Raw genomic sequence first — 22818 nt, 5'->3', positions numbered from 1 at the left:
CATGTGAGCTTGAGGAGAAGAAAGATTTCTGTTATCGGTTCGGGTTTTACCGGAGCGACAGCTGCACTCATGATTGCCCAGAAGGAACTCGGCGATGTCGTGATCGTCGATATTCCCGATATGGAAGGTCCTGCAAAAGGAAAAGCGCTCGATATGCTTGAGGCAAGTCCAATTCAGGGATTTGATACCCGGATTATCGGCACAGCTGATTATGCTGAGACAGCAGACTCGGACATTGTCATTGTCACAGCAGGTATTGCCCGTAAACCTGGCATGAGCCGTGATGACCTTGTCAGCACAAATGCGGATATCATGAAATCAGTTGCAGGAGAGATCAAGAAGCATGCACCCGATGCAATTATCATTGTTTTGTCAAACCCTGTTGATGCCATGACCTACACGATTTACAAGGAAACCGGTTTTCCAAAAGAACGGGTTATTGGCCAATCCGGCATTCTTGATACTGGACGGTTCCGGACATTTATTGCACAGGAACTCAATGTTTCAGTTAAGGATGTAACAGGATTTGTACTTGGAGGCCACGGCGATGAAATGGTTCCGCTCATTCGCTACTCGTCTGTCGGAGGCATTCCGGTCGAGAAGCTAATCTCGAAGGAGCGGCTCGATACGATTGTCGAGCGTACACGCAAAGGCGGCGGTGAGATTGTCAGTCTGCTTGGGAGCGGGAGTGCTTATTATGCCCCAGGAGCGGCTCTTACTGTCATGGTAGAGGCCATTCTAAAAGACCAGCGTCGCGTTTTGCCAGCAATCGCTTATCTGGATGGTGAATATGGTTACAGCGATCTCTATCTAGGAATACCGGTTATCTTGGGAGGCAATGGCATAGAGAAGATTATTGAGCTGGACCTGACAGACGATGAGAAAGCTGCACTCGATAAATCAGCTGATTCTGTAAGCAAAGTATTGAATATGATTCATTAAAGAAGAGACAGCGGCTCCGCTGTCTCTTTTATATTGGTTATACTTTTGTAGCGGACGTGTTGGCAATGTATTTTTAAAGGATTCCGTTCAGACGTTCTGTTAATTTTTTTTAACATGGAGCCAGACTATTCTATTAATAATGTTTTACATGTATGATGAATGCATAGGAATTGTAAAAAATGATAGAAATGAGGTTTCAGTCATGAATGAGAAGATCCTGATCGTGGATGATGAAGCATCAATCGTAACATTGCTGAAATTCAATCTAGAGAAAGCCGGTTTTCATACAGACACGGCGAATGATGGCAAGATTGCGGTAGAAAAGGCGCTCGTTGGCAATTATGACCTAATTGTTCTAGATCTCATGTTGCCGGAGCTTGATGGAATGGAAGTTTGCAAGACATTGCGTCAGAACAGAATAGAAACACCGATTCTTATGCTAACAGCAAAGGGAGAAGAACTGGACAAGATCCTCGGACTTGAACTTGGTGCCGACGACTATTTGACGAAGCCGTTCAGTCCGAAAGAAGTCGTAGCTCGCATAAAGGCAATCTTGCGTCGAGTGAACAGACCGGCACGGGCAGATGGGCAGATTCAGGTTGGCGACTTGTATATTTATCCTGAACGCTATGAAGCTGAACTAAATGGAAAAATCCTGGCATTCACTCGTAAGGAATTCGAGCTGCTTTTCTACCTTGCGCAGCATAAAGGAAAGGTACTTACACGCGATCAGCTGCTGCTCGCAGTATGGAATTATGATTTCGTAGGAGATACAAGGATTGTCGATGTCCATATTAGCCACCTGCGTGACAAGATTGAGACGAATACGAGACGTCCTGACTATATTAAAACAATTCGCGGTCTTGGCTACAAGATCGAAGAACCGATCGCATGAAAGCCGTTTTTGAAAGGCCGCTCCGCAATTATGTTCTTGGCCTTCTTTTACTGACAATCACAGTAGGTGTTTTGCTTTGGCGAGCCGATGCGGATATTTATATGCTGATTCCGGTCATTGCTATCCAACTCATCGTTCTCATCATCATCCTCCTGCACATGTCGGAACGTTACATCAAGCCGCTTGATAAGACGATTGAAACAGTAGACAGACTCGTCAAAGGGGATTTCCGCGCAAGAATTCATCAGCCGGCCTCAGGACAAATGAGCGACCTTAATGATAAAATCAATTCTCTTGCCAGGAATCTGAGTCAGCTTTCCATACATGAGCAGATGCAGAAGGAACAGCTTGCGACTATCGTTGATAATGTAGAAATCGGATTGGTTCTCATTGATGAAAAAGGCTATATCCATTATGTGAATCGCAAATTCACTGACACTTTTGGAAAGCAGACAAAGGCATATCATGGTCACCTGTATTATGATGTAATCAATAATGAGAAAATACATACGCTCGTGCAAGAAACGTTTCTCTATGAATCGAATATTAAATCCCAGTTTGTCATCCGGAAAGATTTGCTCAAGGAGGTTTTCCTTGAAATTGTCGGTGTGCCGATTTTCAATGAAAGGACACAATTGAGAGGCGCAGTACTTGTCCTTTATGATATTAGTGAGTTGAAGAAACTTGAAGTCATGCGCAAAGATTTTGTTGCCAACGTTTCACATGAACTGAAGACGCCGATGACATCCATTAAGGGATTTGCCGAGACACTTCTTGACGGTGCAATGGACGATCCGGAGGCGCTTCAGGAGTTCCTTAAAATCATATATGATGAAAGCAACCGCTTGCAGTTCCTCATTGATGACCTTCTGACTCTATCACGCCTTGAAAATGACGGGTTTAAAATTTCTGCGGAAAAGGTCAAACTGGCGGCGCTAGTTCAAGAAATAGAACCGCTGATTCGGCATAAAGCTGAGAAAAAGGAGATTCGTCTCACAGTAGAGGTTGAAGAAGAGGCTGAGGCTGTATTTGATAGAGAGCGTATTAAACAGGTAATGATCAATCTCCTTGACAATGCGATCAATTACACACCTGAAGGCGGAGATGTGAAGCTGCGAGTACAAGTGGATTCCGAACTTATCATGCAGGTGGAGGATACAGGAATCGGTATTGAGGAAGAAGCAATTCCACGTCTTTTCGAACGTTTCTATCGTGTTGATAAAGCACGAAGCCGCAATACTGGAGGAACTGGTCTTGGACTTGCGATCGTCAAGCATATTGTAGAACTTCATAAAGGTAATATAAAATTGCATTCCGTTCCTGGGGAGGGTTCTGTCTTTACAATTAACATTCCCGGGAAAAGATAAGAGCGTACTTGCGAGTGCGCTCTTTTTGCATGGAGACAGCCATAATGTAACAGGACTTTCAAACGCCTGTTCTTTTCATTTCGGACAGGAAAAATGGTAGAATGGAGTCAGATCAAAAGTACGCCGAAATGCGAAGCACAGGAGGATTTCTTATATGAAAAATAAATTGGTCCTTATCGACGGGAACAGTATCATTTATAGGGCATTCTTTGCCCTGCCACTTCTGAATAATGACAAAGGTGTATACACGAACGCTGTGTATGGCTTTACAACAATGCTTATGCGAATTCTTGATGAAGAAAAGCCGACACATATGCTCGTTGCCTTCGATGCTGGAAAAACAACTTTCCGCCATGAAACTTACAGCGAATATAAAGGCGGGCGCCAGAAGACACCTTCTGAACTGTCTGAGCAGTTCCCGGTTTTGAAGGATCTTCTTAAATCATTTGATATTAAGCATTATGAGCTGCCTCAGTATGAAGCGGATGATATTATCGGAACACTTTCGGCTGAAGCTGAATCTGGAGATTGGGATATCACGGTCATCTCTGGGGATAAGGATATGCTGCAACTAGTCTCTGATAAGACAACGGTGAGCCTTACAAGAAAAGGGATTACGGATGTTGAAAAATATACACCAAGCTTCCTGGAAGAGAAAATGGAAGTGACTCCTGAACAGGTCATTGATCTGAAGGCCCTTATGGGAGATAACTCCGATAATGTTCCAGGAGTTCCAGGAGTCGGTCAGAAAACGGCTGTTAAATTGATAAAACAATTTGGCACACTTGATGCTGTATATGAATCGCTTGACGAGGTAAGTGGTAAGAAGCTGAAAGAAAACCTTGAGAATCATAAAGAAGATGCATTCATGAGCCGGGAGCTTGTTACGATCAAACGGGATTCTCCAATTGAAATTGGACTTGAAGATGCGGTATATCAAGGCTATGATCCGAAGAAGCTTGCAGAAGCATTCAAGGATCTCGGTTTTAACTCGCTCTTAAATAAGGTTCAAGGGGCAGATGAGCTGGAACCAGAAGAACTTGAAGAGCTAGCAGACATTGAATTTAAGACAATGACAGAAATAGAAACAGGATTGTTCAGTGACCGTTCAGCGTTGATTGTTGAGCTGCTTGGAGACAACTATCATAAAGAACCGATACAGGGGATCGCCGTTGCAGATGAAAAGGGCGCTTATATGCTGCCTGCAGATAGTGCATTATCTTCTGACGGTTTTAAGCAATGGGCGGAAAATCCGGACAAGAAGAAAATTGTTTTTGATGCAAAGAAAACGAAAGTGGCCTTGCTTAATCATGGCATTGATTTGCAAGGGATTGAGTTTGACATGCTGCTTGCAGCTTATGTACTTGATCCAGCGGAAAACCATATCGATATTCCGGTCATCGCACACCGCTTCGGAATCAAAGATGTACGTACTGATGAAGAGGTATATGGGAAGGGTGCGAAACTCCGTATTCCTGAAGCTGATATATTTCATGAGCATCTAGTTAGAAAAGCGAACGCATTGGCAAAATTGGAACCACAAATCGCAGAGAAACTGGAAGAGAATGAACAGTTGGATCTCTTGCAGGATCTTGAGCTGCCGCTTGCGCTCATTCTCGGCGAGATGGAACATGACGGTGTTCGTGTTGATACAGGCCGCCTTAAGGCAATGGGCGAGGACTTAAAGGAGCGGATCAGCCAGCTTGAACAGGAAGTGTACGAGCTTGCGGGAGAGGAGTTCAATCTCAATTCCCCGAAACAGCTCGGACCCATATTATTTGAAAAGCTTGGACTTCCAGTAATCAAGAAAACAAAGACGGGCTATTCCACAGCTGCTGATGTCCTTGAACAATTGGAACAAGCGCACCCAATCATCCCGAAGCTGCTCATGTATCGCCAACTTGGCAAATTGCAGTCTACGTATATTGAAGGTCTGCTGAAAGTAGTAGATAAGGATACGTGCAAAATTCATACGAGATTCAATCAGGCACTGACACAGACAGGAAGACTCAGCTCAATTGATCCAAACTTGCAAAACATCCCGGTTCGTCTTGAAGAAGGGCGTAAGATTCGCGAGGCTTTCGTGCCGTCTAAAGAAGGCTGGATCATGTTTGCGGCGGACTATTCGCAGATTGAGTTGCGTGTCCTTGCACATATAGCGAATGATGAGAAATTGATAAAAGCGTTCCAGGACGATCTCGATATCCATACGCAGACAGCTGCGGAAGTTTTCCACGTTAGCCAAGACGAAGTGACATCGAATATGCGTCGCCAGGCAAAAGCAGTCAACTTCGGAATTGTTTATGGAATTAGTGATTATGGGCTTTCTCAGAGCCTTGGTATTACGAGAAAAGAGGCAAAGCAATTCATCGATAGATATCTTGCGAGTTATCCGGGTGTGCAGAATTACATGACAGAGAGCATCCAGGAAGCGAAGCATAAAGGCTATGTGACGACATTGATGAAGCGCCGTCGTTATTTGCCTGATATTACAAGCCGTAACTTTAATAAGCGCAGCTTCGCGGAGCGGACAGCGATGAATACGCCGATTCAAGGATCTGCCGCTGATATTATTAAGCAGGCGATGATTGATCTGCACGCTAGATTAAAGGAAGAGAAACTGCAGGCACGCATGCTGTTGCAAGTACATGATGAATTAATTCTTGAAGCACCAGAGGAAGAACTCGAGATTTTGAAAAAAATCGTACCGGAAACGATGGAACATACAGTGGAACTCGCTGTGCCGCTCCGGGCGGATTCCGCATACGGCAACAGCTGGTTCGACGCCAAGTAGAGGAGAAATGAAAGATGCCCGAATTGCCGGAAGTAGAGACAATTAGACAGACTTTGAAACGCTTCGTTCTCGGCAAACAGATAGAAGATGTACAGATAGACTGGCCGAATATTATTAAGCATCCGCGTGACCCGGAACTGTTCCGTAAGCAGATTGTGGGCCAAACAGTCCGAGATATCGGTCGCAAAGGTAAGTATTTACTGTTTGAGTTAGATGATGATATTCTTGTCTCCCATTTACGGATGGAAGGAAAATATACAGTCGTCCCAAGTGAAGAATCGGTGAAGAAGCATACACATATCGTGTTTAAATTCACAAATGGAGAAGAATTGCGCTATAACGATGTCCGCAAGTTTGGAACAATGCATCTATGGCCAAAAGGTGAAGAGTTCATAAATGAACCGCTTAAGAAACTCGGCCCTGATCCGTTTGATGATGATTTCACTTTGGATTATTTCTGGCAAAAGCTGAAACGGACAGATCGTTATATCAAGCCAGTACTGCTTGACCAGACAATCGTGACAGGACTTGGGAACATCTATGTTGATGAAACACTTCATAAAGCCGGTGTGCATCCGCTGAGAAGAGCTGGAAAGATTACAAAGAAACAAGCTGCCATTATACGCGAAAAAGCGATTGAAACGCTTGAAGAAGCTGTAGCAATGGGTGGAACGACAATCCGTTCCTATGTGAATAGCCAGGGCGATATGGGGATGTTTCAACAAGAACTGTATGTATATGGACAAGAAAATGAACCGTGCAAAACGTGTGGTACACCAATTGAGAAATCAAAAGTCGGCGGCAGGGGCACGCATGTTTGTCCAAAATGCCAGAAGAAATAGAGGTGGAATGCATGACCTGTGTAATCGGCCTGACTGGCAGCATCGCCAGCGGTAAAAGTACGGTTTCATTGATGTTTGATGACTTTGGCATTCCGGTCATTGATGCGGATAAACTTTCTCGTGAAGTAGTAAAACCCGGACAGCCCGCACTGGCTGAGATTGTCCGAGTTTTTGGAGAGAAAATGCTGCTTGAAGATGGTACGCTTGACCGCAAGCGTCTCGGCAAGGTCGTTTTTTCTAATGAAGAGAAGCGTAAGCAATTGAATGACATTGTCCATCCAGAAGTACGCCGTCTTATGACAAGCCGCCGAGATGCTTACGTGAAAAGAGGAGAAAAGGCAGTTGTTCTTGATATTCCGCTGCTTTTTGAAAGCAACTTGCAAGCATATGTTGATAAGATCATCGTTGTTTACGCCGATCATGAGACTCAACTGCGCCGTCTCATGGAGCGTGATGGCTATACGGAGCGGGAAGCTGAATCGCGAATTAGAGTACAAATGCCAGTGAAGGAAAAGGCAGAGCTCGCAGATGCTGTAATTAACAATAATGGAAGTAAACATGAGACATATGAGCAACTGCAACTTATCCTGCAGAACTGGGGAATTTTGCACGGAAGTTAATATGACACATTTAAGAGGAATGTGTTATACTCATTTCAGATATTCACAAAGATGCGATATACAGGAGGAAGAGAAATGAGCAAAACGCGCGTAGCAATTAATGGATTTGGACGAATTGGAAGAATGGTATTCCGCCAGATTATTAAGGACGATGCATTTGATGTTGTTGCGATCAATGCAAGCTATCCGGCAGAAACACTTGCACATTTGATCAAGTACGATAGTGTTCACGGTATCTTTGACGGTGAAGTGAAAGCTGTTGAAGATGGTATTGAAGTAGATGGCAAAAAAGTCGTCCAGACAAACTCCCGCGAACCGGAAAAACTTCCTTGGAAAGATCTTGGTGTTGAGCTTGTTATCGAAGCAACAGGCAAATTCAACTCTCAGGACGGTGCAATGAAGCACGTTGAAGCAGGTGCGAAGAAAGTCGTTTTGACTGCTCCTGGTAAAAATGTTGACCGTACGATCGTAATGGGTGTCAACGACGATACTCTTGAAGCAGGAGACACAGTCATTTCCAACGCTTCATGCACAACGAACTGCTTGGCTCCAGTTGTTAAAGTACTTGATGACAACTTCAAAATCAAAAATGGTCTTATGACAACTGTTCATGCATTCACAAACGACCAGAAGAACTTGGACAATCCGCATAAGGATCTTCGTCGAGCACGCGGCTGCACTCAGTCCATCATTCCAACATCTACTGGTGCTGCGAAAGCGCTCGGTCTAGTATTGCCGCATCTGAATGGTAAATTGCACGGTCTTGCTTTGCGCGTACCGACTCCTGACGTTTCACTAGTTGACCTTGTTGTTGACGTAGAAGAAAATGTTACAGCTGAGCAGGTAAACGAAGCATTCAAAAAAGTTGCTGAAAGCGAATTGAAAGGCATCGTGCGTTACACTGAAGAGCCACTCGTTTCAATCGATTTCACAACAACAACACATTCTGCAATCGTTGATGGATTGTCTACAATCGTAATGGAAGACAATAAAGTAAAAGTACTTGCATGGTATGACAATGAGTGGGGCTATTCAGCTCGTGTCGTTGACCTTGCTAAACATGTAGCAAAACAATTGAACGCGTAATTCTTTTAATATAAACACGGATGCTGTATAGTATCCGTGTTTTTCTTTTGGCTGAAAAACTTAAAATAGATTTGGTGAAATCCGTCATTCCTGAAATCATTTTTCCAAAGTCTTCTGTTTGTTTGTGCACTGTTTCAGAAGGTGTCGAAACGTGGTAGAATAGAGAACAGACGGTTTGCCGGTTTTACATAGGAATCGGAGGCCAAATTTTAAGAACGTGGGGTTGGATCGGATGAAATGTAGCAATTGCGGCCACAAAAGCACCAAAGTTCTGGACTCAAGGCCAATTGAAGAGGGACAGACAATTCGCCGGCGCCGTGAATGTGAACGTTGCGGATTCCGGTTTACGACTTTTGAACGAGTGGAGGAAATGCCGCTCATCGTTGTGAAGAAAGATGGCAATCGCCAGGCATTCAGCCGTGACAAACTTGTACGCGGCCTGATTAAGGCTTGTGAGAAAAGGCCGGTACCGATTGATGCAATCGAGGGTCTAGCGTTGGAAGTCGAGAAAGAACTGCGCAGCCGCGGACAGGCGGAAGTCCAGTCGCAAATGGTCGGGGAAGCTGTCATGGACCGCCTATCCGATATTGATGAAGTCGCATATGTGCGTTTCGCTTCCGTTTACAGACAGTTCAAGGATATATCCGTATTCCTCGACGAACTGAAGGAAATAGCCAACTCGAATAAACAGAACAGAAACGTACAGGATGAAGACTGATTTTAGCGGAGGGGAAGTACGGTCATGAATTTTGTTGGCAAACTGCTGCCCGGTGAGGGTTATCAAGTATGTATCATCGAAGAAGCACCGGTGAACTACAGTTTTTCACTTTCGCATCTGTATCAACCGCTTTCTGGCATTGAAGCAGTTGCACTCTATCGCACGCTGCTTGATGAAACTGTTTTTCCATCAGCCGCTCCAAAGACACATCACCATCTGATGAATTATCTCAACTTGCCTCTTGATCAAATATATGAAGCACGTCTGAAGCTGGAAGCGCTTGGCCTTCTCCGAACATTCGAGGGAGAAAGCAGTGGCGTACGTATTTTTCATTATGAATTGCTTCCACCGCTTGCTCCAGCTGCATTTTTCAAAGAAGCAGCACTTGCTGGAATGCTTCTCCAACAGCTTGGTGAGCATAAGTTCAGCCATCTTGAAACACTTGTCATGCCGAAACGCCAGCGGACGGAGCAGGATACAGAAGTGACGGCGACATTCGATGAAGTGTTTGGGAAGAAGATTTCCGGCTATACTCCAGTCAATGGAAGCAAGCAGGAAAAGGTTGAGAGAGGACCGCGTACTTCAAAGGATATTGTGGACTTTAACTGGCTGGCACAAAGTCTGAAGCAACAGATGCTTCCGTACAGCAAGATTCTTAGTGAAGGCAATCGTCGTGTCATTTCGCAGATGGCATCCTTGCATGGACTCCATGTAATCGAACTGGAGAAGGCGATTTATTGGGCTTTGACAGAAGAGAATGAAATTGACCAAAAGAAATTCAGTGAAGCATGCCTTGATCTTGCGGATGAAAATGCACGGCAGGGAGAACGGGCGAAACCTGTTCCGGAACAGCTTCCGGCAAATTCTGCCGCCAAGGAAGCTACTAAAATTGAAGGTAGAAAAGGAACGTTACTTTATAAATTTGAAACAATGACCCCTCGGGAACTGCTGGAGGATTTTTCGAACGGAAATAGCGCTTCTCGTCAGGATTTGCGCATGATTAGTGATATCATGATAGCACAGGGTCTTGAAGCACCGGTTATGAATGTACTGATTCACTATACGCTTCTCCAGAAGGATATGAAGCTTCCGAAAGCATACCTCGAAAAAATTGCGAGCAATTGGTCCCGTGCCAAGTTGAAGACAGCAAAAGAAGCGATTGAATATGCAAAGAAAGCAATGAATCCGCCACAGGAAAAGAAAAGCGGCTCGAAAAATTATTATTCACGCAATGTTAAAAAAGAAGTAGTCCCGGATTGGATCCGTAAGAAAGCTTCCGGGGATGATATACAGCAGTCGTCAAGTCCAAAGGATGAGCAGCAGAACCAAGCTGAGATTGCCAATGTGCTCAACCAACTCATTCAGAAGAATTGAACTGGAAAGGAGGGATTTCCGAAATGGAACCAGTGCAGTCATCATTGAAAAAGTGGATGCGCCAGAACGAAAATTTCAAAGAGCACTATGATAAGGTACGGAATGAAGTGCTAAATGACCCGGAAATCCGGGAGTTTTTGTCTTTGCACCCTGAATTGACGAATCGGGACATTGAGAAGAACTTGATCAAATTCCATGAATACAGAACGCAGTCCAAGCAATGTGACCGATGCAAATGCTATGGCGATTGCATCAACATGGTGAAAGGCTATTCGCCAATCCTGCATGTGGAAAATGGTGAAGTCCATCTTTCCTATGAGAAATGCCATAGTCGAATTGATCATGAGAAGCGCAGCGATCAAGAAAAGCTTATATCAAGCCTTTACATGCCGAAAGATATTCTGAATGCAACACTAGAGGGAATTGATCAAGGTGAAGGAACACGTAAGGATGCTATTGTGCAGCTCAGTCAGTTCCTGGCTGAAGCGAAAGAGGCATTGCCGAAGAAAGGGCTTTATTTCTATGGCTCATTCGGTATTGGTAAGACATTTCTTCTTGGAGCGGCGGCAAACTATTTGAAAGAGCTCGGTTATTCTTCCATGCTCATTTACATGCCGGAATTTGTCCGGGAAATGAAAAATTCCATTAATGATGGAACGCTGAATAAGAAGATCGACTACTTCAAACAAGCGGATGTCCTTATGCTGGACGATATCGGAGCGGAAACACAGTCTGCCTGGTTCCGTGACGAAATCCTCGGTTCTATTCTTCAATATCGGATGATGGAAGGCCTCCCTGTTTTCTTCACATCGAACTTCAGCATGGAAATGCTTGAAAGCCAGCTCGCTGAAACGCGTGGTAAGGTGGAAGAAGTGAAAGCCTTGCGTATCATTGAGCGAATCAAACAGGTGACGAAGGAAGTTAAAGTTGAAGGGCGTAATCGGAGAGACGGTTAAAATGAGAAGGTCAGTCAGTTGGTTGAAAAAATCAATGTCTGACTTATTTATTTAAATTCATTGCAACAAATTCACGATCCCCCTTGATTTCGGCAAAATACGGGTCTATAATAGGCATCAGATTCTTTTATATTACGGTTATGAAGAGGACATGATGATCTGTCACTAACGCTTAAGAGAGGGGAGCCTTGGCTGTAAGCTTCCTGCGTGTATATAGATGATTACCGCCTCGGAACCCTGCCTTGGGAGCTTGTTTAGCAAAATTGGCAGCGCCTCATCCACGTTACGGATTTTATGAGCCATGCGAAGGTTTCTTTTAGCATGGGAATCAGGGTGGAACCACGAGTACAGCGCTCGTCCCTTTGTCTTTTAATAGGCAAAGAGACGGGCGTTTTTTGATTTTCCAAATAAAAAGGAGTGTAGACAATGAGTGAAGTTAATATTATTTTCCCAGATGGTGCTTCAAAGAGTTTCCCGCAAGGTATTACTGGCGAAGAGATTGCAGCCTCCATCTCATCAGGATTGAAAAAGCAGGCACTAGCGATTAAATTGAATGGTGAATTCGTAGATTTGCGTCGTCCTCTCGATCAAGGCGGAGAAATTGCAATCATCACTTACCGCGATCAGGATGGTCTTGAAATTATGCGCCACTCGACAGCACACTTGATGGCCCATGCAGTGAAGCGTCTCTACAAAGATGTCCAGTTCGGTGTCGGTCCCGTCATTGAAGAAGGCTTCTACTACGACATGGATATGGAACATAAAATTACACCTGAAGACCTTCCAAAAATTGAGAAGGAAATGAAACGCATCATCGACCAGAATATCGAAATTGAACGTATCCCGGTAACACGTGAAGAAGCGATCAAGATGTTTGAGGAAATTGGTGACAAGCTGAAAGTCGAGCTCATCGAAGCTATTCCTGAAGATCAGGAGATTACAATTTACAAGCAGGATGATTACTTTGACCTTTGCCGCGGTGTCCATGTTCCTTCTACAGGTAAAATCAAGGCGTTCAAATTGCTTTCCATCTCAGGTGCATACTGGCGCGGAGACAGCAACAATAAACAGTTGCAGCGTGTTTATGGAACAGCGTTTGAAAAAGAAGCACAACTGAAAGAACATTTGCGCATTCTTGAGGAACGCAAAGAGCGTGATCATCGCAAACTCGGCAAGGAACTTGGCATCTTCACAGTCAACCAGAAGGTCGGACAAGGTTTGCCGCTCTGGTTGCCGAACGGTGCGACTGTCCGCCGTACAATCGAGCGCTATATCGTTGACCTTGAGGAACGCCTCGGTTATAACCATGTGTATACTCCAGTACTTGGTAGCTCTGAACTGTACAAGACTAGCGGTCACTGGGATCATTATCAGGAGGATATGTTCCCGCCAATGGAGATGGATAATGAGACACTTGTCCTTCGTCCAATGAACTGCCCGCACCATATGATGGTTTACAAAAATGAAATGCACAGCTACCGTGAATTGCCGATCCGTATTGCGGAACTCGGAACAATGCACCGTTATGAGATGAGCGGCGCGCTATCCGGACTGCAGCGTGTACGCGGGATGACTTTGAATGATGCACATGCATTCGTACGTCCGGATCAGATTAAAGACGAGCTTAAGCGCGTATTGTCACTCATCCTTGAAGTTTATAAAGACTTTGATATTACTGATTACAAGTTCCGTCTAAGCTATCGTGACCCTGAGAATACAGAGAAGTATTTCGATGATGATGAAATGTGGGAAAAAGCTCAAAGCATGCTTAAAGATGCAGTTGATGAGATGGGCCTTGAATATTATGAAGCTGAAGGCGAAGCAGCATTCTACGGACCGAAGCTTGATGTTCAGGTGAAGACTGCAATCGGTAAAGAAGAGACACTTTCTACAGTACAGCTTGATTTCTTGCTTCCGGAACGTTTCGACCTTACGTATATTGGGGAAGATGGAGAAAAGCATCGCCCAGTCGTTATTCATCGTGGTGTCGTCTCAACAATGGAACGTTTTGTAGCATATCTGCTTGAGGAATATAAAGGCGCATTCCCTACATGGCTTGCACCTCATCAAGTGAAAATCATCCCGGTTTCTCTAGATGTTCATCATGATTATGCTGAGAAGATTGCTGATCAGCTTCGCCATGAAGGGATTCGGGTATCTATCGATGAGCGTGATGAAAAGCTTGGCTACAAGATTCGTGAAGCGCAGACTAAGAAGATTCCGTTTGCGCTAGTGCTCGGAGACCAGGAGATGGAATCTGATAGTGTCAATGTACGACGCTATGGTCAGAAAGAGACAGAAACAATGAAGGCTGATGATTTCGTTTCTCTTATTAAAGAAGAAATCAGCAACAAAGGTGCTCGCCAGAACTAATCAGTCAAAAAGGCTGTTGACAGGATTGCGTGCTTCTGGTAAAGTATTGAGTGTTGTTAAAAAAGCATACGAACTTAGAAACAAGCAGAAGCACCCGCTTCTCACCTGATCAACATGCTCTGCATCGTTGACTGGTTTTCAAATTCTATTCCTTTGGCTAATAGAAGTGTGGGTGCATTGCGCCTGCACTTTTTTATTTTCCCAAAAGGAGATACATGCTGCTTGTTCTTTGTTGCAGAAAGTCGCTTTTTAAAACGGCTGGGCATTCGAATGCCAGTAGTTTTTCTTTAAAATTTTCGGAGGTGGCTGACTATTAGCAAAGATATGAACGTCAATGAAAAAATCCGTGCTCGTGAAGTAAGACTGATCGATTCAAACGGTGACCAGCTTGGAGTTAAATCCCGTGTGGAAGCCCTTGAAATTGCGTCTAAACGTAATCTGGACCTCGTGCTTGTTGCACCTAACGCAAAACCGCCCGTATGCCGCATCATGGACTACGGAAAGTTCCGTTACGAGCAGCAGAAGAAAGATAAAGAAGCACGCAAGAACCAGAAGATCATTAACGTGAAGGAAGTCCGTTTCACACCGGGTATCGGTGATCATGACTTCAACACGAAGCTCCGCAATGCACGCAAGTTCCTAGAGAATGGTGACAAAGTGAAAGCGGCAGTCCGTTTCCGCGGCCGTGCTATCACTCACAAGGAACTCGGACAGGAAGTTCTCGACCGTCTAGCTGAAGAAGTGAAGGATGTCGCAACTGTCGAATCCAAAGCGAAGATGGAAGGACGCAACATGTTCATCATGCTTGCTCCAATTGCCGAGAAACAATAAATTGCTTTAAGCAAACAAGGAGGAAAATCTCATGCCTAAAATGAAAACACACAGAGGTACAGCGAAACGTTTCAAAAGAACAGGTACTGGCAAATTGAAGCGTTCACACGCTTACACTAGCCACTTGGCTGCAAACAAATCACAGAAGCAAAAGCGCAAGCTCCGTAAGAGCGCAGTCGTTTCTTCTGGTGACTTCAAGCGCATCAAAAACATGCTTCCTTAATCGGAACATGAGCTGAACTGACACAATACTTAATGCAAGACAAAATAAAACTTACGAACGCCTCAGGAGGGAATTACTATGCCACGTGTAAAAGGTGGAACAGTCACACGCCAACGCCGCAAACGCGTACTTAAACTTGCGAAGGGCTACTACGGCTCCAAGCACGCTCTATTTAAAGTTGCTAAACAACAGGTTATCAAATCTGGTCAATATGCTTACCGTGACCGCAAACAGAAGAAGCGCGAATTCCGCAAATTGTGGATTGCTCGTATCAACGCAGCAGCTCGCTTGAACGGTCTTTCTTACAGCAAATTGATGCATGGTCTTAAAGTTGCTGGCATCGAAGTAAACCGTAAGATGCTTTCTGACCTTGCGATTCATGACGCAGCAGCATTCTCTGCTTTCGCTGAGCAAGCTAAAGCTGCTTTGCAGAAGTAATTGAATGAAAGAGACAGCCTCCTAGAATACTGGGAAGCTGTCTTTTTGCATTGGACTGTACAACTGCTCATACAATGGAGTTGCAGCATAGAATAAGCCGAGAGGAGAGCAGCTTGTGGAACAGCTATATGAACGCAGCATGCATTTTATTGAAACAGCAGGAATCTGGGCTCCGGTCTGCTTCATCATTCTTCATGTAATCCGACCGATTTTGTTCGTTCCGGTCATATTGATCTGTCTGACAGGGGGATTGCTGTTCGGCTCAATCTGGGGCACGGTCTATTCGCTGATCGGTGTCACTTTATCAAGCCTCGTCTTCTATAGGTTGCGGACACTGCTGCCTAAGCCTTTTAAGAAGATTGAGAAGCTTAAAGCAAGGCTTATTGGGAGCGAGAGGAATCCAACAGCAATGCAAATCGCGGTATTGCGATTGTTGCCATTTATGCATTTTTATTTATTGTCTCTTTGCCTCTATGACATTACAACAGACTTCAAAGACTATGCAAAACAGTCTTTCTATACGAATATTCCACTAGCCTTCATTTACACCGCATTCGGCGGCTGGATTACGAAGCTGCCGCCAATTGCTACCTTCACCCTTGTTATCGGATTCGCAGTTGTGCTTATAAAAATGAGAAAAAAAGAACCGACAGTAATCGGCTGGGAGGAATTTGCTCAGGCTGAGCCAGCTAGATCGCAGAGTTGAACGAAAGAAAGTATATAATACAAAATAAATAAGTTATTGGAGCACCGATTAAGAGGCAGAGAATTCAATCTGTAGCTTAAGGATTGTACAGTGCTCCAATTCTTAAGTTAACATCTAAAATGTTTGAATGATTTTTAAAGAAGTAAGCAAAATATATGACTGGATACAGATAAATAAATCTCTGTAATTAAAACGTAACTTAGATGTTAGCTGTATTAATTGAAGTTTTAATTGTTATTTGTATAATAGCAATAGAATCTAAAATTTGGAAGGAGTGCTTTTTTGAAATTACATAATAAAATATTGTTTGGACTTTTTGCTATATTGTTTATTTATATTCCAGGAACAGCATTTGCTGAGGAATCTTTAAGTGAAGGTAAACAGGGACAAGCTGTCTTGCATTTACAGGAAAACTTAAAAAAACTTGGCTACTTCGCAGATCAGGCGACAGGATATTATGGTCCGGTTACTAAAAATGCTGTTAAGCAATTCCAGCAAGATACAGGTATCTCGCCAACAGGTTTTGTCGGTCCATTGACTCAGCAGAAGCTGAATGATATTGAAATGATGGCAAAAGTTGTTCATGGAGAGGCCCGTGGGGAATCATACGAGGGAAAAGTTGCAGTAGCTGCAGTCATTCTGAACAGACTGGAATCACCGGAGTTTCCAGGAAGCACACATGACGTAATCTTCCAGTCGAACGCTTTTACAGCTGTGTATGACGGACAATATGACCTTTCCCCGGCCGGCTATGCATACCAGGCAGTAATGGATGCTATGAAAGGCTGGGATCCGACACATGGATCTGTATATTACTATAATCCGGAGATTGCAACTGATGACTGGATATTCACAAGAGAAGCAGTCATTAATATAGGGAATCATCTTTTTGCTAAATAACTTTTAAGAACACCAGGCTTTATCGTTTGCGGACGATAAGCCTGGTGTTTTGTTGTATTAATATACCAAATAAATAAAAACTTGTAAATAAACTGTAAAAAAGGGATAATAGAGAAAGGGAGGGGGAATAAAATGCTCGGTGAGGTAAAAAATTATCGCCTAGCAAGTGGCAAAACAATACGTGAGCGTTTGGAGTCAGAATACTCCGAAGGCACTTGGCAATGTAATGGAAACGAAGTTAAATTTGTTTATTGGGTTTCAGGTCTTAAAAGGATTTTTAAATGGAAAGTGGAAGAAGGAAAACCGATTTCCCTCAGTGCTTCTGCAAGTCGTCTTACCCCGGAATTGAATGCGCAACAACTTACATATATACAGAAAAGAAAAAACATAGATAAAACGGATTTGGCTGTACACGATTATTTCAATAAATTATTTGCCCAAGATTATTGTGATGAAGAATGTGCCAAGCTCACAGGGGAAAAGTTTGGGTTGGATTTGGATACCGTACATAAAACTGTTATCGATGTATCAGAATCGGTTCATTTATAAAAGCACCCATGTGGTGCTTTATCTTTATAAATTATTCACATAAGGTGAGATTCTTTACGAATAAAAATTAAGGCGGGAAATACGAGCAGCAAAAATATTATCGTTTTTTCTGCTGCAATATTTTAAATCCGCCCTTATTAAACGTTGTAAAGATAGGGGGAATTAAATAATCTGATCCAAACTTGTAAAGACTCCATCTTCAAACTTCCCAAAATAAACGCTTTTTCCTCTTCTATACAGATCGTTTACATCATAGCCTTTGTCATGCAAATACGAAACAAGGTTGATATCATGGTTTGTTCCGTGTCGATTTTCTACAGGAAGAACACGTACCGTCTCTTCGCCACGTTTAATAACCACTGCATATCCTTTTTGCATATCCATCTTTAATCCATCTCCTTGATTTATGAAGTTTCTTTTAAATCTGTTTACTACTTATGATCTCCTCATTGTGTAAGTTGTAACCAAATTTTAAAGTATGAAGAAGATAAGAAACTTCGAATCCATAAGAGATGTACATTTAAATTGTGAAGAATGATTAAGGGAATCTTCTGAAAATAATTAGTGAGTTAATTAAAATAACAATAACGCTATTATTGGGAGGAGTTTAAGACATGCATGATTACATATTTGACACTGATATGGATATTGACCATGAGACTCTGGAGGAGCTTACAGATGATACACTAATCCAAGTCGAAAAGAAACTCAGAGTAAAATTACCTGAGTCATATGTCTCTTTGATGAGAGTGAAAAATGGGGGAACGTTGGCATATAGAGTATTGCATTCAGAAAAACTTCCTGACGATGAAATGCTTGTAGAATCCATAATGGGAATTGATTTGGAAGATGGGATTGGTAAATCTCCATATCTCACTGAAGAGTGGGAGATTGATAAAGACTTTGTATTGTTTGCCGGAGACGGCCATGAATGGTTGGCATTTGATTATAGAAACTATGATGGAGATAATCCTGCCATCTTTTATATTTCTGATAATAGCGGAAAGCCTAAAAAAATGGCTGATAATTTTCAAAAATTCTTGAAGCTTTTGAAAGAGCCAGAGGAACTTGATGACGATGATTTTGAGGATGACTTTGACGATGAATTTGATCGTGTATATACGAAGAAGGAACTGGAGGATTATATCGAAGAAGGTGAGGATCTCTTTTATATTTCTGCAGGACTTGAGCAGTTCGCCAAAGAGAAAGGCGATATAGACTGGTTTGTGGGTCAATGCCTTAAAACAGTCGATATTCTAGATATTGATGAAATATCCCGGACTGTCGGTGAAGTTGTATTGATAAAGTTAAAAATAGAGCCAGCTGTGAACTGGCCAATCAAAGACTTGGAGGAAATAGTCGAGAAGATAATGGTGAGCCTCGATTTCGAAGGTGAACCCGATACTATTGCTCAACGTCTAGGGAAACGTATACAAAGAAAATTGGATAACGTTGTAAAGGCATAAAAAAAGACTGGTAGTGAACAAAGCTGCCAGTCTTTTAATTATACAATGGACGAATCAATCTTCAGGCATGCCTGGAAAACGATGATGATTTGAAATAGATCCATAATGACTGCTTTCCTAGTTAAATTGAAGAGGTAGCTAAACGAATATGTCCATCAGATCAACATCATAATATTTACCGTTAAATTTAAAAGAGTTTCTCTCAACTCCAAATGTTTTAAAACCTAATGACAGATAAAGATTTTTAGCAGGAAGGTTTTCAGATGCTACTGTTAAATTGATTTGCTCCAAACCTTCAAGGTTCTTTCCTCTTTTAATAAGTTCCTCCATGAGCAACTTGGCGAATCCTTGCTTTCTGACCTCAGGTGCTACATAAAGACTTAGAGCACTTCCTTTATGGCTTGTTTTTGGATCGCTTTCTCTGCTGAAAGTTACCATTCCGACCAAAGCATTATTATCATTAAACGCACCGAGGATAAATTTTTCGTCGGTAGGTGAAAGGTGAGCAGAAATGGCATCTTGTGTGTAATTGACTTCTGTTTGATATGTTGATTCGAAAGCTTCAGGGCTAACTAATAACGCCTGCAAACGTAATGTTTGATAAAGATTGGAATCACTTTTATTCAAAATTCGAATATGCAAATAAACCACCTCGTTATGAACTTTTCATTATATGTAACTCATAAAATTCAATTTTTTAGGTATATATCTTATATATTATAAATGATAATACCTTCCTTTTTAACCTTAATTTTGAAAACACTATACTATTTATCTGTAAAATTTTGCTATATTTACAAGGTTAAATCAGCTTAGAATCTCGATTATTGATTTATAACAAAACTTAATAGACTGTATTACTTGAAAATAGTGAAAGGTCTTGATTTTTAAACGATTAAGGGGTACAATCCAAAGAAAACGTGAAAAGCAAACTGGTTGAAAAGCCAGGACGCAAAGCCAAAGGTCTAAGGTCTTTTTGGACTATGATAGCTTGGTTGCCTCAAGTGGAGGCTTGAGAAATTGAAAAGGGTTCAGATGCTTAATGAAACAGCTGTAATCGGTTCATTGGCCAAGAATTTGAAAATGGTTGAATTTGATCTAAAGAGGAAATTGCTTTGTTGGTCAAATGAAAACTCTGAACAAATGGTTGGCTATCGAGTAGCGGTATTAAGAGAATGAATCAGGAATGTATTTGCATGAGTTGAACTTGTAACCAGTCCATACGGTCAATTGTTATGGAGTGATTTATGAAGCAACGAGAGAAAACATTATGTTTTAAAGCAATATACATACCTGTTCTAATAGATACTGAAGTATGTGCCTTGGAAAACCTTTTGGGGAATTCTAGCGTGCCTTGCTTAATATCTACTCGTTCAAAATGATCTATATATTGATTTTTAAACTATTTCAAAAATCAATATATATACGGCTTTTTCATTTACATTCTGGGAGGATATTCATCAAGTGGAGGAACTAAAGAAGCTGCTCGAAAACAAGCGTGAGCAAATGATACGAGCTATAAAAAATAATGGGATTAATTCACGAAAGGCGTTAAGAGTATCTCAAGAGTTGGATACACTTATTGCAGAATATCAAAAAACACACTATAAATGTCATTGAGTTTACGGTCCTTTGGCCATATATAATGTAAGTTAACTTTTTTACTAATATAGAAAAGCTCCTTCCTATTAGGCAGGGGCTTTTTTAATTCACCAATAACCATTAACACAATTTGCTTATACTTAAGTTCTGAACTTCTCTAGCTCGATTATTTCCGCAATCCTTTTCTTCATAAAGCTCCAAAGTCTATATCTTTGCTAATTGTAATAAATTAGCTAAATTTTTAAGGAATTGATATGATCTTAGTAACAAATTCTTTGGGAAGATTGGATAAAGATGCCTAATGAATTGTTGTTCTTGTGTCTGATCAATTATTAAAACAATTGAGGTAAGTCAGTTTATACTTTGTTGGAAGTGTGAACCCTTGATTTACAAGGTCTCACAAGACTAAATACTTTACTCCGAATTGATCAACAATTACAATAAGTAAGTAGAAGCAATTTTTCCGATTGCTGGTAAAAGAGGTGAAATTGATGGACTGGAAGCCGTTATTTGATATGCAGCATAAATTGGATATGTACATAGTGGAACAGCATGCTCTCCAGGACCGTAATCTATTTGAAGAGAAGGTTCTGGCCCTTTTTGTGGAGCTTGGAGAACTTGCAAACGAGACACGTTGTTTCAAGTTTTGGAGCAATAAACCGGCAAATGAAAAGTCTGTCATTCTAGAGGAGTATGTTGACAATGTTCATTTCATCATGTCACTAGGATTGATGAAAGGTCTTACATTTGATGGTGCTGAAGCGAGCAATTGTGAAACGGACCTTACAGGGCAGTTTAACAAAGTATTCGCAAGCACGCTTGTATTCAAGGAGAAGCCTGAACAGTCTCAGTATGAAGCGCTTTTTGCTGAATTTCTTTTGTTGGGCCGATTGCTTGGCTTCACAGAGGAAGAAGTACAGTCTGCATACTATGAGAAAAATCGGGTTAACTTTGAACGACAGGATGAAGGGTACTGATTTTCGCATTGAAAAACGGGTATCTTAATGATTGGACCATAAGGAGGAATTGCAATGACAAAAATGGATGAAACTTTGACAATGCTGAAAGACCTGACAGATGCTCGGGCCATTTCAGGTGATGAAAAAGAAGCACGCGACGTGATGGAACGTTACATTAAGCCTTTCTCTGATGAAATTGTCACTGATAATCTCGGCAGTTTGATTGCGAAAAAAACAGGGGATGCAAATGGTCCGAAAGTGATGATTGCGGGACACCTTGATGAAGTCGGTTTCATGGTAACACGTATCGACGACAAGGGATTCATCTACTTCCAGACAATTGGTGGCTGGTGGAATCAGGTCATGCTTGCTCAGCGTGTGACAATTCTAACATCCAAAGGTGATGTAACAGGTGTCATTGGTTCAAAACCGCCGCATATCCTGTCTGCTGAAGCGCGCAAGAAGCCAGTTGATATTAAAGACATGTTCATCGATATCGGTGCTTCTAGCAAAGAAGAAGCTGCAGAGTTTGGCGTTCGCCCTGGAGATTCAGTCGTGCCATACTTTGAGTTCACTCAATTGAAAAATGAAAAAATGCTTCTTGCAAAAGCATGGGATAACCGTATTGGTTGTGCAATTGCAATTGAAGTACTGAAGCGCTTAAAAAATGAAGAACATCCAAACGTTGTTTATGGCGTTGGTACAGTTCAAGAAGAAGTTGGCTTGCGTGGTGCGAAGACGGCTGCTCACTTGATTAATCCGGATGTTGCATTTGGTGTTGATGTTGGTATCGCTGGTGATACACCTGGCATTTCACCACAGGATGCGGACAGCAAACTGGGCAAAGGACCGCAGCTCGTACTTTACGATGCATCTATGATTTCTCATAAAGGTGTTCGTGACTTCATCGTTGGTATTGCGGATGAACTTGATATTCCTTATCAGTACACATCAATGGCAGGGGGCGGAACGGACTCAGGTTCTATCCATTTGTCACATAACGGTGTACCGACAATGTCAATTACGATTGCAACTCGCTACATTCACTCACATGCGGCAATCTTGCATCGTGATGACTTTGAAAACACAGTGAAACTGATTGTTGAAGCAGTAAAACGCCTTGATCGCGACAAGGTCACAGAAATCGGCCTTGCCTAAGATATAGAAAAACCCTCGG

General features: G+C 42.3%; 24 protein-coding genes, 1 riboswitch and 1 other annotated feature. Of the genes, 22 read left to right on the top strand and 2 right to left on the bottom strand.

From position 1 onward, the window contains the following. Nucleotides 1-3: 3 nt before the first annotated feature. From mdh to QR721_RS08880, 17 genes are all read left to right on the top strand, one after another. Nucleotides 4-942, top strand: a complete 939-nt coding sequence (gene mdh / locus QR721_RS08960; protein ID WP_348026119.1) for a malate dehydrogenase — start codon at nt 4-6, stop codon at nt 940-942. Nucleotides 943-1144: 202 nt separating this feature from the next. Further along, nucleotides 1145-1837, top strand: a complete 693-nt coding sequence (locus QR721_RS08955) for a response regulator transcription factor (RefSeq protein ID WP_348026117.1) — start codon at nt 1145-1147, stop codon at nt 1835-1837. After that, nucleotides 1834-3204 carry a two-component system histidine kinase PnpS gene (pnpS, locus tag QR721_RS08950; protein WP_348026115.1) on the top strand — a complete coding sequence of 457 codons (1371 nt, stop codon included), beginning with the start codon at nt 1834-1836 and terminating at the stop codon, nt 3202-3204. The genes QR721_RS08955 and pnpS overlap by 4 nt, the downstream gene beginning before the upstream one ends. A gap of 154 nt (nt 3205-3358) precedes the next feature. Then, nucleotides 3359-5998, top strand: a complete 2640-nt coding sequence (polA, locus tag QR721_RS08945; protein ID WP_348026113.1) for a DNA polymerase I — start codon at nt 3359-3361, stop codon at nt 5996-5998. Nucleotides 5999-6012: 14 nt separating this feature from the next. Next, a complete protein-coding gene (mutM, locus tag QR721_RS08940; RefSeq protein ID WP_348026111.1) occupies nt 6013-6840 on the top strand; it encodes a DNA-formamidopyrimidine glycosylase in 828 nt (275 codons plus the stop codon). An 11-nt stretch (nt 6841-6851) separates the two neighbouring features. Then, nucleotides 6852-7460, top strand: a complete 609-nt coding sequence (coaE, locus tag QR721_RS08935; protein WP_348026109.1) for a dephospho-CoA kinase — start codon at nt 6852-6854, stop codon at nt 7458-7460. 75 nt (nt 7461-7535) lie between these two features. Beyond that, the gene (locus QR721_RS08930; protein ID WP_348026107.1) at nt 7536-8546 is read left to right on the top strand and encodes a glyceraldehyde-3-phosphate dehydrogenase; all 1011 of its coding nucleotides are present in this window, start codon (nt 7536-7538) and stop codon (nt 8544-8546) included. A gap of 232 nt (nt 8547-8778) precedes the next feature. Further along, the gene (nrdR, locus tag QR721_RS08925) at nt 8779-9264 is read left to right on the top strand and encodes a transcriptional regulator NrdR (RefSeq protein ID WP_348026105.1); all 486 of its coding nucleotides are present in this window, start codon (nt 8779-8781) and stop codon (nt 9262-9264) included. A gap of 24 nt (nt 9265-9288) precedes the next feature. Next, nucleotides 9289-10638 (top strand): replication initiation and membrane attachment family protein, encoded by a 1350-nt coding sequence (locus tag QR721_RS08920; protein ID WP_348026103.1) that lies wholly within the window; start codon nt 9289-9291, stop codon nt 10636-10638. Between the two features lie 23 nt (nt 10639-10661). After that, complete coding sequence (gene dnaI, locus QR721_RS08915; RefSeq protein ID WP_348026101.1) at nt 10662-11594, top strand: primosomal protein DnaI; 933 nt, start codon at nt 10662-10664, stop codon at nt 11592-11594. Between the two features lie 426 nt (nt 11595-12020). Further along, a complete protein-coding gene (gene thrS / locus QR721_RS08910) occupies nt 12021-13967 on the top strand; it encodes a threonine--tRNA ligase (RefSeq protein WP_348026099.1) in 1947 nt (648 codons plus the stop codon). Nucleotides 13968-14043: 76 nt separating this feature from the next. After that, nucleotides 14044-14168, top strand: a sequence feature (ribosomal protein L20 leader region). A 123-nt stretch (nt 14169-14291) separates the two neighbouring features. Then, a complete protein-coding gene (gene infC, locus QR721_RS08905) occupies nt 14292-14798 on the top strand; it encodes a translation initiation factor IF-3 (protein ID WP_348026094.1) in 507 nt (168 codons plus the stop codon). A 31-nt stretch (nt 14799-14829) separates the two neighbouring features. Next, on the top strand, nt 14830-15021 hold the full coding sequence (gene rpmI / locus QR721_RS08900; RefSeq protein WP_348026092.1) for a 50S ribosomal protein L35: 192 nt from the start codon (nt 14830-14832) through the stop codon (nt 15019-15021). Nucleotides 15022-15099: 78 nt separating this feature from the next. Beyond that, nucleotides 15100-15459, top strand: a complete 360-nt coding sequence (gene rplT, locus QR721_RS08895) for a 50S ribosomal protein L20 (protein ID WP_348026090.1) — start codon at nt 15100-15102, stop codon at nt 15457-15459. Between the two features lie 115 nt (nt 15460-15574). Next, a complete protein-coding gene (locus QR721_RS08890) occupies nt 15575-16165 on the top strand; it encodes a TVP38/TMEM64 family protein (RefSeq protein WP_348026088.1) in 591 nt (196 codons plus the stop codon). Nucleotides 16166-16447: 282 nt separating this feature from the next. After that, nucleotides 16448-17065, top strand: a complete 618-nt coding sequence (locus tag QR721_RS08885; RefSeq protein ID WP_348026086.1) for a cell wall hydrolase — start codon at nt 16448-16450, stop codon at nt 17063-17065. A 132-nt stretch (nt 17066-17197) separates the two neighbouring features. After that, a complete protein-coding gene (locus QR721_RS08880; RefSeq protein WP_348026084.1) occupies nt 17198-17614 on the top strand; it encodes a hypothetical protein in 417 nt (138 codons plus the stop codon). 162 nt (nt 17615-17776) lie between these two features. On the opposite strand, the gene QR721_RS08875 is transcribed toward QR721_RS08880, so the two are convergent. After that, nucleotides 17777-17998 (bottom strand): hypothetical protein, encoded by a 222-nt coding sequence (locus tag QR721_RS08875; protein ID WP_348026082.1) that lies wholly within the window; start codon nt 17996-17998, stop codon nt 17777-17779. 230 nt (nt 17999-18228) lie between these two features. On the opposite strand from QR721_RS08875, the gene QR721_RS08870 reads away from it, so the two are divergent. Next, nucleotides 18229-19080 carry an SMI1/KNR4 family protein gene (locus QR721_RS08870; RefSeq protein ID WP_348026080.1) on the top strand — a complete coding sequence of 284 codons (852 nt, stop codon included), beginning with the start codon at nt 18229-18231 and terminating at the stop codon, nt 19078-19080. A 138-nt stretch (nt 19081-19218) separates the two neighbouring features. Here QR721_RS08870 and QR721_RS08865 read toward each other — a convergent pair whose 3' ends face one another. Further along, nucleotides 19219-19731, bottom strand: coding sequence for a GNAT family N-acetyltransferase (locus tag QR721_RS08865; protein ID WP_348026078.1), 513 nt, complete (start codon nt 19729-19731; stop codon nt 19219-19221). Nucleotides 19732-19996: 265 nt separating this feature from the next. Next, a riboswitch (cyclic di-GMP riboswitch) is annotated at nt 19997-20083 on the top strand. A 17-nt stretch (nt 20084-20100) separates the two neighbouring features. Between QR721_RS08865 and QR721_RS08860 the strand changes: the two genes are divergently transcribed. From QR721_RS08860 to QR721_RS08850, 4 genes are all read left to right on the top strand, one after another. Beyond that, nucleotides 20101-20259, top strand: coding sequence for a hypothetical protein (locus tag QR721_RS08860; RefSeq protein WP_348026076.1), 159 nt, complete (start codon nt 20101-20103; stop codon nt 20257-20259). 327 nt (nt 20260-20586) lie between these two features. Further along, a complete protein-coding gene (locus QR721_RS13910) occupies nt 20587-20700 on the top strand; it encodes an aspartyl-phosphate phosphatase Spo0E family protein (RefSeq protein ID WP_431189541.1) in 114 nt (37 codons plus the stop codon). Between the two features lie 473 nt (nt 20701-21173). After that, nucleotides 21174-21659 (top strand): dUTP diphosphatase, encoded by a 486-nt coding sequence (locus tag QR721_RS08855; protein ID WP_348026074.1) that lies wholly within the window; start codon nt 21174-21176, stop codon nt 21657-21659. A 54-nt stretch (nt 21660-21713) separates the two neighbouring features. Continuing rightward, nucleotides 21714-22799 carry a M42 family metallopeptidase gene (locus QR721_RS08850; protein ID WP_348026072.1) on the top strand — a complete coding sequence of 362 codons (1086 nt, stop codon included), beginning with the start codon at nt 21714-21716 and terminating at the stop codon, nt 22797-22799. Nucleotides 22800-22818 lie beyond the last annotated feature (19 nt).

It is taken from the genome of Aciduricibacillus chroicocephali (assembly GCF_030762805.1).
GTDB classification, from domain to species: Bacteria; Bacillota; Bacilli; order Bacillales; family Amphibacillaceae; genus Aciduricibacillus; species Aciduricibacillus chroicocephali.
The sequence above is the reverse complement of the archived record's forward strand: the minus strand, read 5'-3'. Positions and strand labels throughout refer to the sequence as shown.